A 13661-nucleotide genomic window follows, 5' to 3' on the forward strand; every position below is an offset into this window, starting at 1 on the left:
CTTATATAATTTTCAAAGAGCGAGCAATTCTATGAAAAATCAAGCTATTTTTTCATATCAGCTTAACAGATTCTATTTATTCTTTATATATTATACCTATAAATTAATATTTTAAAATAGCTTATCATTATCTTGCTTTTATTATCTCTGGAAGTTCTTCGCCAGCTTTAACTATATAATGTCTTAATTTGTTTGCAAGTTCTTCCCTTACTTCTTCATAATCTGGATCTTTAACTAAGTTATTTAATTCATAAGGATCTTTTTTTAGGTCATATAAAAAATCTTCTTCATAAATATCACTTTCTGCAAAATCATATCCATTTTTATCTGGTGCATATACACTATACAAATAATCAGCAGTACGAATACATCTACCAACTCTACTTTCACTTATTTGTGCAAATATTTCATTACTTCTATATTTAAATTTTCCATCTACTACATCTTTTAAATTTTCACCTATAATTTCATCTTCTGCCTTAATGTCTGCCATAGCTAAAAAAGTTTTTGGAAGACTTGCTATACTTACTAACTCCTTTATTCTTTTTCCACCTTTAAAGCCTGGTCCTGAAATTATTAAAGGAACATGAAGACATGCTGAATGGCAAGAGCGTTTATAATCATCTGCTCCATTTAAATTCCTATCTCTATTTCTAGTTTTAAAATGAGAACCGTAATCTGAAGAGTAAATTATAATTGTATTCTCATATAGTCCCTTATCTTTAAGTTTATCTATAACTCTACCTAAATTATCATCTAAACTTCTACAACATCCTAAATAATCTGCATATTCTTCTGTAGCATTTCCTCCACCTAAAGCAATTAAATCTATGGGTAATTTAAAATTCTTAAATCTTTCCTTTGAACCTTTTGGTCCTTCATAACATCTTCTATCATTTTGATGATGTGGTTCAATATGTGAAATTGTCATAAAAAATGGTTTTTCATAATTATAACTATTTAAATACTCTAAAGCAAAATCAGTAATACAATCTGCACGATACCCTTTAAATTCACATTTATTCATTTTTTCATCGAAAACGTATCCATCATATCCATGAGAGGTAAATTCCAAAATATCAGCAGCACGCCAAAATCCCTTATATCCACCCCTTCTTTCTAATGGTATTGCACTTATAGTATAATCTCTACAAATAGGCTTTGTCGCGACTTCACTTGCTAAACTCCATTTACCAATATATGCTGTATCATAATTATTTTCTGTAAAATAATCAGCAATAGTTTTAATGTTAAGAGGTAATGCTATATCATCTTTAAAACATCCTGTTTCCTTTTGATATTTACCAGTTTGAAGAATAGCTCTACAAGGTCCACATAATGGCTGTGGAGTGTATGCCTCTTCAAAAATAACCCCTTCTTTTGCTAAGCTATCTAAATTTGGTGTTACATCTAATTCCTGACCATAGCAACCAATTGTATCCCATCGTTGCTGGTCAGAAAAATAAAATAATATATTTGGTTTGCTCATTAAAACGTTCCCCTCTTTCCCATAAATAAACTATAAACTACCTCATAAATTTCTACTTTTTCTTGTGAGTTTATTCCAAAATATAGTGCTAAATTTTTGCTATATTTAATTTAATTATACTATATATCAATAATTCACTCTATGATATTGCCTTTTTAACGCAATATACTTATAAAAAAACGCTATTTTACATAAATAATATTTTTACAAAAAAACATAAACTTCTTTTAAAATTTATATACTAGATTGATTTATATAATTTATGAGGTGAAAAAATGTGGTTTAATAAAAGCATCGAAGAAACAATACAAGAATTAAATTCTAATACCCTAAATGGACTTACCTCTATTGAATCTAAAGCTAGATTAGAAAAGTATGGCGAAAATAAACTAATTTCAAAACCAAAACAAACTATATTTCAATTATTTGTATCTCAACTTAAAGATGTAATGATTTATATACTAATTGTAGCTGCTATTATTTCTATAATTATGGGTGAAACTAGTGACTCAATAATTATTCTTATTGTAGTTGTAATTAATGCTACAATTGGAGTTGTTCAAGAATCCAAAGCTGAGAAAGCTCTAGAATCATTAACTAAATTAAGTACTCCTAAAGCTTTAGTTAAAAGAGATGGTACTATAATAGAAATTCCATCAGAAGAGGTTGTTATTGGTGATATTGTAATTATTGATGCTGGTAGATATATTCCTGCTGATTTAAGACTTATAGAAAGTGTTAACTTAAAAATAGATGAATCTGCTTTTACAGGTGAATCAATACCAGCTGAAAAGAATGCTGATAAAATAATTTTAGATGAAAAATCACCAATTGGTGATAGAGTTAATATGGCATATATGTCTACTCTTTCTACCTATGGGCGTGGTTTAGGCATTGTAGTTTCTACTGGAATGGATACAGAAATAGGAAAAATAGCAAAACTTTTAGATACTGATGAAAAAAATATTACTCCTCTTCAAAAGAGACTTAATAAGCTTGGTAAATTTCTAGGGATTATTGCAATAACTACATGTTTGCTTATTTTTATAATTTCTATTTTTCAAGGAAGAGATTGGCTTCAAATGCTCCTAACTGCTATTTCTCTTGCTGTTGCTTCAATTCCGGAAGGACTTACTGCTATAGTTGCAATAGTTCTAGCACTTGGAGTTCAAAGAATGATAAGCCTTAATGCTATTGTAAAAAAATTACCTGCTGTTGAAACCTTAGGTTCTATAAATATAATATGCTCTGATAAAACCGGTACATTAACCCTAAATAAAATGACTGTTAAAAAATATTTTACAAATAATAAATTAAATAATATAGAAAATATTAATATTAACTGTAATGAAGAAAATTTATTGATAGAGGCTATGGTTCTTTGTAATGATGCAACTTCTACTAAAGCTTCAAAAACTGGTGATCCTACAGAAATCGCATTAATAGATGTAGGAAATAATAATAATATTTTCAAGGAACCATTAAACAAACTTCATCCTAGAGTATCAGAACTTCCATTTGATTCCGATAGAAAACTTATGACTACAATAAATTTTTATGATAATGCTTATAAAGTATTTACAAAAGGAGCACTAGACTCTATCTTTAAAATTTGCGATAAAATTTTAATAAATGGTGAAATTAAACCTCTATCTAGTGATAACAAAAACCTAATTTTAAATGCTGCAAATTCAATGAGTGATTCTGCCCTAAGAGTATTAGCTGCATCTTATAAAGATATTAATACTGATGATATTAATAAAAACACCTTAGAAAGTGGACAAATTTTTCTTGGTTTAATGGCAATGATTGATCCCCCTAGAGAAGAAGTAAAATATTCAATAGCAAAATGTAAATCTGCTGGAATTACACCAATAATGATAACTGGTGATTACAAAAACACAGCCTTTGCTATAGCTCATGAATTAAATATTTCAGAAAATATAAATGAATGTATTTCTGGTTTTGAAATTGATGATTATAATCAAGAAGATTTCAATAAAGTAGTTAATAATTATAAAGTTTTTGCAAGAGTATCACCTGAGCATAAAGTTAAAATAGTTAAGGCATTTAAATCCAATGGTAATATAGTTTCAATGACTGGTGATGGAGTAAATGACGCTCCTTCTTTAAAAGCTGCTGATATAGGTGTAGCAATGGGTATAACAGGTACAGATGTTGCTAAAGGTGCTGCCGATATAATATTAACTGATGATAATTTTTCTACCATAGTAAATGCCATTGAAGAAGGTAGAAATATTTATAATAATATACGAAAGGCTATAATATTTTTACTTTCTTGCAATTTTGGTGAAATTATAGCACTCTTTGTTGCTATTCTACTAAATTGGGATAGCCCTCTACTTCCAATTCATATACTTTGGGTAAATTTAATAACAGATAGTTTTCCTGCACTATCATTAGGGTTTGATCCTAAAGATCCTTCTGTTATGAATGATCCTCCTAAAGCTTCAAATGAAAGCTTATTTGCTGGTCATATGAAAATTTATCTTATAATAAATGGCCTTCTTATAGGAATTCTAACTTTATTTGCATTCAAACTTGGTGAAAAATTATATCCAAATTCACTAATTCATGCTCAAACTATGGCTTTTGTAGTTTTAAGTATATCTCAACTATTCTTTGCATTAAATATGAGAAATACTAAAAAATCTATATTTGAAATTGGTCTATTCACTAATAAATATTTAATACTATCTTTATTACTAGGAATAATTATTCAAGTTGTAATAATTACAGTTCCCTTCTTTTCAAATCTATTTAAGGTTTACTCATTAAGTTTCACTGATTGGATTTTAGTTTTTTTAATTTCGATAATTCCATTGGCTGTTAACGAATTATTAAAATTACATTTAAGAAGATAATATTTTAATATTTAAATAAAAAAGAGAATATATACTTGTATAAATTACAAGTATATATTCTCTTCTTTTTCTATAAAAATCTTTTAACTTCCTTTACTTATATTCCAATAAATGGTAATATATATAAATATGAGGATCTTTTAATCTTATTTATATTGCAAATAAAAATTATTATATTTTTTATATTAGAAAGGGGTTTTATTAATGAGGTATTACATTTTGAGAGCACAAGGAGAAAATGATGTCAAATCAGCAAAAGAAGCAACCCGTTACAGTTTTAATATTAACAATATTAATGCTGAAAGATTTTTAAGCGACTTAAAGGATGAGCCAATTGAATATTTATTATATTGCGTTACTAATAAGAAATTTATTGAACATGGTGTAATAAGTGATATTTCTGTAGATAGATCATCAAAAAATTTCCAAGCACATTTATCACCAAAAAAAAATTTAGACATATATTATACACCATATGCTTCTCCAAACTGCAGAATTATTCCTACAAATAAAAATAAAATGGACGAGCTTTTAAGCATATAATTATTAAATCTATTTATAAAGGAGATATTTATGAAAACATTTAACAATTATACTTATTTCGGATTACTACTAAATTTCATTTGGTTAATATCCTCTAGATTTAATTTATTGCCAGACTTTATAGAAGGTCTTTGTATTGGATTAGGACTTGTATTAATATTAGTTGGAATGTTATACAACACTCATAATATATCTCAATTAAAAGCTTTCAAAAAATCATTATATAACAAAATTTTATTAAAATAATAGTGAGGTAGTTGTTCCTCACTATTATTTATTTTACTATTTATAACTATACCAAAATTATAAATAATAACATATTAAAATTTATCTATTATTTTAACTTCCAAATTTCTTCATTATATTGAGCTATGGTTCTATCTGCTGAAAAGTATCCTGCTTTACTAATATTTATAAGTACCTTTCTATTCCAAGCTTCCCTATCTTCATAGTCCTCAAATACTTTATCTTTAATTTTTATATATTCTTCAATATCAAGCAAAGTCATAAACCAATCCTTACCTATTAAGTCATTGTGAAGTCTTTGTAAATTTATTTTATCTCCAACAGCTAACATAGTGTCGCTTACTAAAAAATCAACTAATGGTTTAATTGATTCTTTATCATAATATCTTCTTGCAATATAATCAGACCTTCTATAATGTTCAATAACTTCTTCACTTGACTTACCAAAGATATATATATTTTCATCTCCAACCAATTGATGAATTTCAACATTAGCGCCATCTTCAGTTCCTAAAGTTAATGCACCATTTAACATAAACTTCATATTACCTGTCCCTGATGCTTCCTTAGATGCTAAAGAAATTTGTTCTGAAACATCACAAGCTGGTATAAGTTTAGAAGCCTTAGTTACATTATAGTTTTCAACCATAACAACCTTCAAATATTTATTAACCTCAGGATCATTGTTTATTATTTCTTGTAAACATAAAATAGCATGAATTATATCCTGTGCTATTATATATGCTGGTGCTGCTTTGGCTCCAAATATCATAGTTATTGGTGTTTTAGGAATCTTACCCTCTTTAATTTCTAGATATTTATTAATAATGTATAAAACATTCATTTGTTGTCTCTTATATTCATGAAGTCTTTTTATTTGAATATCAAATATAGAATTTTCATCTATATCTACATTTTGAGTTTCTTTTAAATACTTCTTTAACTCAATCTTATTTTGCTTCTTTATTTCTTCAAGCTTAGCTAATACCTCTTTATTATTTACATATTTCCCCAAACGCTCTAATTCCATAGCATCAGTTTTAAAACCATCACCTATAAGTTCAGTAATATACTTAGCTAACTCATTATTACAATGAAGTAGCCATCTCCTAAAGGTTATACCATTAGTCTTATTATTAAACTTCTCTGGATATATATCATAAAATGCTTTTAATTCTTCCTTCTTTAAAATTTCAGTATGAAGTGCTGCTACACCATTTACACTAAAGCCATAATGAATATCCATATTAGCCATGTGTACTCTAGAATCTTTATCTATTATTTGAACCCTTTCATCTGAATATTTTAACTTAACTCTATTATCTAGCTCTCTAATTATTGGCATTAATTGTGGTGAAACCTTTTCTATATATGCTATTGGCCATTTTTCTAATGCTTCTGCTAATATTGTATGATTAGTATATGCACAAGTCTTAGTAACTATATCTATAGCTTCACTAGTTGCTATACCCTTTTCCCCTAATAATCTTATCAATTCAGGTATTATCATTGATGGATGTGTATCATTAATTTGAACTACCACATGCTCATTTAATTTACTTAAATCATATCCATTTTCCTCTGCTTCTAGAAGTATTAATTGAGCAGCATTACTTACCATAAAATATTGTTGGTATACTCTTAACAATTGTCCTGCTTCATCACTATCATCTGGATATAAGAATAATGTTAAATTTTTCTTTATATTTTCCTTATCAAATTCAATCCCTTTTTTAACTAAATTTTCATCAACCGTATCTATATCAAACAGTCTTAATTTATTACAAGGTTTATTATATCCTGTAACATCTATATCATATAATGTTGAAGTTACTTTAAATCCACCAAATAAAACATCAAATTTAATATTTGACTTAGTAAGCCAGCTTTCTTTTTCTATCCACGGATTCTTTTCTGCCGTTTGCTTGTTATTTTTAAATACTTGCTTAAATAATCCATAATGATAGTTTAAACCTATACCATCACCATTTAATCCCAAGGTTGCAATAGAATCTAAAAAACATGCAGCAAGTCTTCCAAGCCCACCATTTCCAAGAGAAGGTTCTAATTCAACTTCCTCGATTTCAGCTAACTCCTTACCAGCTTCATTCAAAACTTCTTTGACTTCAGAATAAAGTCCTAAGTTTATCAAATTATTAGATAATAGCTTTCCAATTAAAAATTCAGCAGAAATATAGTATAACTTTTTATCTCCCTTATTTGTCCCTTTATTTTTTATAACACTTTTAGTTAACTCTAATAATGCAAAATATACTTGTTCATTGCTTGCAGCTTCTATTGTTTTTGAAAATCTTCTGTCTAAAATTTCACTTAAAGCTTTCTTTATCATAGTAATTATCTCACCTCAAACTACGCCTTTATTTAAATCATTTGCTATATTTAATAAAGATTTTATTATTCTCTTAATTATATAATATCAATTTCAAAACTTTTCCATTGTATATTCTTTTTATTTTTTGTATATATTTTATGCTAATTTAAAAATATATATATTTTTTTAATTATGTCTCTACTAATTACAATATTAATATTTTTATATCATCACTTATATATCACAAGCTATATTTTCATATAACTTGTTGCATTTTTATTACTTTTATAATATAATTTAACAAATAGTTTTTTATATCATCAATGGCGATGATAAGATATTAACTTGAAAGTATGCTTGAAATTATAAGTATATCTTTAATTTAATGTCTTTGAGCCTTGTAGATTAAAAGCTTATTAATGGAATGCTATAAGGCTCGCTTTTAAAAAGCGAGCCTTTGTTGTTTTAATATAAAAAAATAAACAGGGGGTTATTATATGTGTAGTTTTGTTGTATTTTCATCTACAAAATTAGAAAGTGAAGAATTTGATAAAGCATTAAAAAAAGTATTTCATAGAGGACCTGATAATAAATATTCAGCTATTGAAAATGGTTTATATTGGGGCTTTAACCGTTTATCAATAATGGATTTATCATCAAATGGAAATCAACCATTTAAATATAACTCGTGTGAGCTTGTATGTAATGGAGAGATTTATAACTATCTATCATTAAAGGAATTATTATCTACTGAATATAAATTTCACTCCAATAGTGATTGTGAAGTGTTAATACCTTTATATTACAAATATGGTATTGAAATAATGTGCAAAATGCTTGATGCTGAATTTGCATTAGTTCTATATGATAGTGATACTAATTCTATAATGGCAGCTAGAGATCCTATGGGGATTAGACCTATGTTTTATGGTTATACAAAAGAGGATCATAAAATTTCCTTTGCTAGTGAAGCAAAGGCATTAATTGATTACTGTAAAGATATTATGCCATTTCCACCAGGACATTATTATAAAGATGGTGAATTTATTTGTTATAATGACTTATCAGAATCAAAATTCATAAACAATGATGATTTTAATACTATATTTACTAATATAAGAACTAAACTTATATCTGCCGTAGAAAAAAGGCTTCATGCAGATGCACCTATTGGTTATTTATTAAGTGGTGGCTTAGACTCTTCTCTTGTATGTTCTATCGCACAAAAAATTACAAACAAACCAATAAAAACCTTTTCTATAGGAATGGAAACTGATCCCATAGATTTAAAATATGCAAAACAAGCTGCTGAATTTTTAGGTACTGACCATACTGAAGTTATTATAACTAAGGACGATGTATTAAACTCCCTTGAAGAGGTTATTTATCATTTAGAAACCTTTGATATTACTACTATTAGAGCAAGCATTGGCATGTATTTATTATGTAAATACATTCATGAAAATACTGATTTAAAGGTTATTTTAACTGGCGAAGTAAGTGATGAATTATTTGGTTATAAATATACTGATTTTGCCCCTTCTGCAAATGACTTTCAAAAAGAATCTCAAAAAAGAATTAAAGAACTTTATATGTATGATGTTTTAAGAGCTGATAGATGCATTTCTGCTCATGCTTTAGAAGGACGAGTTCCCTTTGCTGATATTGATTTTGTAAATTATGTTATGAGCATTAATCCATCAAAAAAAATGAATAATTACAATAAAGGTAAATATCTTTTAAGAAAAGCATTTGATAGTGAAGATTATTTACCTAATGACTTATTATACCGTGAAAAAGCTGCTTTTAGTGATGCTGTTGGTCACTCTTTAGTTGATTACTTAAAAGAATATGCAGAAGAGAAATACACTTATACCGACCTTGAGTTAGCTAAAGAAAAATATAAATACTGTACTCCATTCACTAAGGAATCCCTTCTTTATAGAGATATTTTTGAAAGATATTATTCTGGAAATGCTAAGTGGATTAAAGGTTTCTGGATGCCAAATAAATCTTGGGAAGGTTGTAATGTTAACGACCCAAGTGCTAGGGTACTTTCAAATTATGGTGATAGTGGAAAATAAAAACTATACGGGGCTACAACTTAGCTCCGTATAGTTTTTTATATAATCCCACTGAAAGTAACTTTATTTTATTACTATTCGGCATAAAAAATAATCCTCTTTAATTACAATATAATAATGATTAATTACTCTTAATAACATTTTATTTAAGTGCTATAATTAAAATTGAATTTAGCCAAAGAGGTGAAAATTTATGAAAACAATAATACTAATTTTTTTAGTTATACTATTACTAGCTATAATTTTTATAGTGCTTTATGGTGGCAATTATCTATATAACCTTGGAATTAATCCAAACTTCCCAAAAGACTTAGTTTTTAGTAATAAGGATACTAATTCTAACTCTGTAAATCAAGATGAAACTAGTGGTGTTTCAACTATTGATAGTGAGACTTGGCTTTTTGAAAAGTCTAATTATGAAAATTTATTTATTACTTCAAAAGATAATTTAAAAATTCATAATTATCTTATAAAAAATAAAATTAAATCAAACAAATGGATAATTGCTGTACATGGTTATACTTCTGAAGCTAAGTATATGGCACCCTATGCTCAAAAATTTTATAGTATGGGGTATAATATTATCCTTCCTGATTTAAGAGGTCATGGTAAAAGTGAAGGAAACTATATTGGAATGGGTTGGCATGAACGTTTAGATATAATTGATTTAATAAATTATATTACTAAAAATTATTCTGATTCTGAAATAATTCTTTTAGGTGTATCAATGGGTGCTGCTACTGTTATGAATGTTTCCGGTGAAAATCTTCCTAGCAATGTTAAAGCTATAATTGAAGATTGTGGTTATACCTCTACTTGGGATCAATTTGCTTACCACTTAAAAAAATTATTTAAACTCCCAGCCTTTCCTATGATGCATACTGCAAGTATAATATGTAAAATTCGTGCTGGATACTTTATAAGCGAAGCTTCTTCAATAAAACAATTAAAAAAATCTACAACTCCTATGCTTTTTATACATGGAGATAAAGATAATTTTGTACCTTTTTATATGCTTAATGAAGTATATGAAGCTTGCCCTGCTCCAAAGGAAAAGCTTATAATCTCAGGTGCAGCCCATGCAAGAGCTGCTAAAGTTAATCCCAAGCTATATTGGGATACGATTCAAAGTTTTTTAAATAAATATATATAAAGTATAAATTATTTTTAATCATCTAAATAAAAAATCTAAAGCCATTAGTGTGTAAACATTTAAAAGCTTTAGATTTTTTTATAAAAATTATTATATAAATTCTCAGTAAAATTATACAGCTTCCTAAAGACAATATCATTAACCTTTTCACATAATAACTTTTAACAATACAGCTAAACTATCGTCTTAATATATTTTTTGCTTTGAATATAAATTCTTTTTCACTTTTTGCTTCAACAAAAGTTCCATCAACAAAGGCAACTATTGTATCATCCATTCTTCCCCCACACTCACCTATACATCCATATACTATCTTTTCATCTTTAAATTCTCTTTTAACTACCTCACAATCAATTCCTGAGCATCCTGGGCAAATTACTATCATATCTCTTCTCCTTAATTTTATATCTTTTGATTAATACTTTTTATAATTATACTCTAAAATAAAATTTTATAAAATAAAAACTCTTAGGTTAATAGTGTATAAATTACCTAAGAGTTTTCAATATAAAATTTTTATTTTACTTCTAATACAATTCATATATATCCGATAATTCACTAATTACTCTTTCGCTATCTATATCATATTTATATATACTTTCATTTTCATCAATATCTTTTGCTTTAATATTAGGAATAAATACTTTAAAGTCACTACCTTTTCCCTCAGTGCTTTCTAATTCAATATATCCATTATGAATATCAACAAAGGACTTAACCAAAGTTAAACCTATACCACTTCCCTCATTAGTCCTATTTAAAGATGCATCTATTTGTATAAATTTACTAAATATTTTTTCTTTCATTTCATCTGGAATTCCTATACCATTATCCTTTACTTGTATAACAACATATCTTCCTGTTTTATATATATTAACTAATATGTCTCCATTATTTTTACTAAATTTTATTGCATTAGATAATAAGTTTAATAATATTCTTTCTATCATATATGGATCACATTTAACATAAATTTCCTCTTTTTCTGTATCAAACAAAATATTATTTTTTTTAATTTCTACATATGACAAAACTGAAATGGTTATTTCTTCTATTAAACTTACTATATTGTAATTACCAAATTTAGGAGTTATACTTCCACAATCTATTTTATTTATATCTATCATATTTTGAACTATTTTCAACATACGTAGACAATTAATTCTTACACTCTTTTCATGTTTTAAATAATACTCTTTAAATTGTTTATCACTTTTATCTCTAAAAACATTCATAAGTTGTATTGATGAGTATATTATATTTATAGGAGTCTTTAATTCATGAGATAAATTGGCAAAAAAACTCTCTCTATCTTTATCTATAGCCTTTAATTTTTCATATTCTTTTTGTACATTTATATATTTTCTTACTAGGTCATTTTGTTCAACTTCAACAATCAATTTATTAAGCTTTTTCATATACTCATATGATACTTTATAATCTTCTAACATTTCATAATCTATAGCTAAACTCTTATACACTGTTGCAATATAATTATTATTAGTATTAGTAGCTATTTCTAAAGCTATATTATGATACTCTATAGCTTTTTTATAATTTTCTTTATTAAAATATACATCTCCATAAAGTTGATATATAAAATATTGTATATCAGTGAATATACAGTTTTCCTTATTTTGTTTGTAATATTCATGACTTTTATTTAATAATATTAAGCTTTCATCTAAATTGTCTTTTTTTATATTAACATAATATTCAACTATTAATAAATCTAACTGCATACTATATTGTTTAATTTTTATAAAATCTAAGTTCTCTATTTCTTTTTTACACTCTGTAAATAACTCTTCAATAATTTCTAATTTTATTTTATTTTCTAAAATTACTTTTATTAAATCAAATATTATTGATACCCTTACTGCAGTAAACTCTTTAAACTTTTTATCATTTAAAGTAGTAATAAATAGTTCTACAGCCTCTTCCTTCATATTTACTTTAACATATCCTACCCCTATATAATAAAGTATTAATATTTCTGAATGAATATCTCCATAGTATTTAGCTATATTTAAAGCTTTTCTAAGTAACTCTACTGAAGTATCAAAATCATTAAATGCTAACGCATAAGTTGAAGCAATTGCTATATACATTTGTGGTGATAATGGAGATTGGAATTTCCCAAGATTCTCTAAAGCTTTATCTAAATATACTTTAATTTCAGGTATTATTTTTCCTTTTCTAAAGATATATACTCCTACCCGTGAATTTAAATAAGCTAAATCTTCATATTCATTTAATTCCTTTAATATTTTTTCTGCTATTAAATAATTTTTTTTAAATTCTTCTCCTTGGTCTAATATTAAATATGTAGTTGCAAGTAAACTATAGGCTCTTGCTAAATAATATTCATTTTTTGTATTTTTAAAATATTCTATAGCTTTTTTACTTGCTTTTATGCTGTCCTCATATCTTTTTACTCTACTACTCGTCAAAGCTAATAAGTGATATGCTTTAGCTAAACGTCTATCATTTAAGTTTATATCACTATTTAATTTTTCAACCATTTCTTTTCTTATAATTTCAGCTTTATTTAAATCTAATTTTGATTCATTTGTGTATTCAAACATATTTATATATTTTTCAACTTCTCTTTTCATTTTAGAACACCTTCTCATATTACCACTATAATACTTTATCACCATACTTATCCCCAAATTCTATACTTTTATTTTTCTATTTTTCTTACTTTTAAAACAAAAATAAACCTACTGTAATTATAAATTTATATAAATTAAATATAACTATAAAATTTCAATATTAATAATGAGAATATGTATTAATTTTTACTATAGCCGATAAATTAAAAATGGCAAACAAAGAAACTATTATAAATAGTTTAATTTTCATTTGCCACTTTTAATTAATTTTTTTAACAATTTAGTTAAATTATTTATACACTTAATTTTTA

At 26.2% G+C, this 13661-nt stretch carries 9 protein-coding genes; 5 read left to right on the forward strand and 4 right to left on the reverse strand.

The annotated features are described in order from the left end of the window. Window positions 1–127 precede the first annotated feature (127 nt). On the reverse strand, window positions 128–1489 hold the full coding sequence (locus LPC13_RS10485; protein ID WP_005209879.1) for a sulfatase-like hydrolase/transferase: 1362 nt from the start codon (window positions 1487–1489) through the stop codon (window positions 128–130). 275 nt (window positions 1490–1764) lie between these two features. On the opposite strand from LPC13_RS10485, the gene LPC13_RS10490 reads away from it, so the two are divergent. The 3 genes from LPC13_RS10490 (at window position 1765) to LPC13_RS10500 (ending at window position 5163) form a co-directional block, all read left to right on the forward strand. Further along, window positions 1765–4374: a calcium-translocating P-type ATPase, PMCA-type gene (locus LPC13_RS10490; protein ID WP_005209881.1), complete on the forward strand. Its 2610-nt coding sequence runs from the start codon at window positions 1765–1767 to the stop codon at window positions 4372–4374. 204 nt (window positions 4375–4578) lie between these two features. After that, a complete protein-coding gene (locus tag LPC13_RS10495) occupies window positions 4579–4917 on the forward strand; it encodes a hypothetical protein (RefSeq protein ID WP_005209887.1) in 339 nt (112 codons plus the stop codon). 30 nt (window positions 4918–4947) lie between these two features. After that, window positions 4948–5163, forward strand: a complete 216-nt coding sequence (locus LPC13_RS10500; RefSeq protein WP_040418389.1) for a hypothetical protein — start codon at window positions 4948–4950, stop codon at window positions 5161–5163. Between the two features lie 88 nt (window positions 5164–5251). Here the strand turns inward: LPC13_RS10500 and LPC13_RS10505 are convergent, their stop codons facing one another. After that, a complete protein-coding gene (locus LPC13_RS10505; RefSeq protein ID WP_005209889.1) occupies window positions 5252–7513 on the reverse strand; it encodes a glycogen/starch/alpha-glucan phosphorylase in 2262 nt (753 codons plus the stop codon). Window positions 7514–7992: 479 nt separating this feature from the next. Here LPC13_RS10505 and asnB point away from each other — a divergent pair, with 479 nt between their 5' ends. Together asnB and LPC13_RS10515 are read left to right on the forward strand one after the other, a co-directional pair. After that, window positions 7993–9579, forward strand: coding sequence for an asparagine synthase B (asnB, locus tag LPC13_RS10510; RefSeq protein ID WP_005209890.1), 1587 nt, complete (start codon window positions 7993–7995; stop codon window positions 9577–9579). A 193-nt stretch (window positions 9580–9772) separates the two neighbouring features. Then, the gene (locus tag LPC13_RS10515) at window positions 9773–10732 is read left to right on the forward strand and encodes an alpha/beta hydrolase (RefSeq protein ID WP_005209892.1); all 960 of its coding nucleotides are present in this window, start codon (window positions 9773–9775) and stop codon (window positions 10730–10732) included. 178 nt (window positions 10733–10910) lie between these two features. On the opposite strand, the gene LPC13_RS10520 is transcribed toward LPC13_RS10515, so the two are convergent. Further along, window positions 10911–11117, reverse strand: coding sequence for a hypothetical protein (locus LPC13_RS10520; RefSeq protein ID WP_005209894.1), 207 nt, complete (start codon window positions 11115–11117; stop codon window positions 10911–10913). 142 nt (window positions 11118–11259) lie between these two features. Beyond that, complete coding sequence (locus LPC13_RS10525) at window positions 11260–13395, reverse strand: ATP-binding protein (RefSeq protein WP_005209896.1); 2136 nt, start codon at window positions 13393–13395, stop codon at window positions 11260–11262. Between the last annotated feature and the right edge of the window lie 266 nt (window positions 13396–13661).

The organism is Clostridium celatum (assembly GCF_021412605.1).
In the GTDB taxonomy this organism is placed as follows: Bacteria; Bacillota; Clostridia; order Clostridiales; family Clostridiaceae; genus Clostridium; species Clostridium celatum.

Excerpts from the sequence above, each read along its gene's own strand:
- LPC13_RS10485 (WP_005209879.1), bottom strand. The coding sequence starts at position 1,489 with ATGAGCAAACCAAATATATTATTTTATTTTTCTGACCAGCAACGATGG.
- LPC13_RS10490 (WP_005209881.1), top strand. The coding sequence starts at position 1,765 with ATGTGGTTTAATAAAAGCATCGAAGAAACAATACAAGAATTAAATTCT.
- LPC13_RS10495 (WP_005209887.1), top strand. The coding sequence starts at position 4,579 with ATGAGGTATTACATTTTGAGAGCACAAGGAGAAAATGATGTCAAATCA.
- LPC13_RS10500 (WP_040418389.1), top strand. The coding sequence starts at position 4,948 with ATGAAAACATTTAACAATTATACTTATTTCGGATTACTACTAAATTTC.
- LPC13_RS10505 (WP_005209889.1), bottom strand. The coding sequence starts at position 7,513 with ATGATAAAGAAAGCTTTAAGTGAAATTTTAGACAGAAGATTTTCAAAA.
- asnB (WP_005209890.1), top strand. The coding sequence starts at position 7,993 with ATGTGTAGTTTTGTTGTATTTTCATCTACAAAATTAGAAAGTGAAGAA.
- LPC13_RS10515 (WP_005209892.1), top strand. The coding sequence starts at position 9,773 with ATGAAAACAATAATACTAATTTTTTTAGTTATACTATTACTAGCTATA.
- LPC13_RS10520 (WP_005209894.1), bottom strand. The coding sequence starts at position 11,117 with ATGATAGTAATTTGCCCAGGATGCTCAGGAATTGATTGTGAGGTAGTT.
- LPC13_RS10525 (WP_005209896.1), bottom strand. The coding sequence starts at position 13,395 with ATGGTGATAAAGTATTATAGTGGTAATATGAGAAGGTGTTCTAAAATG.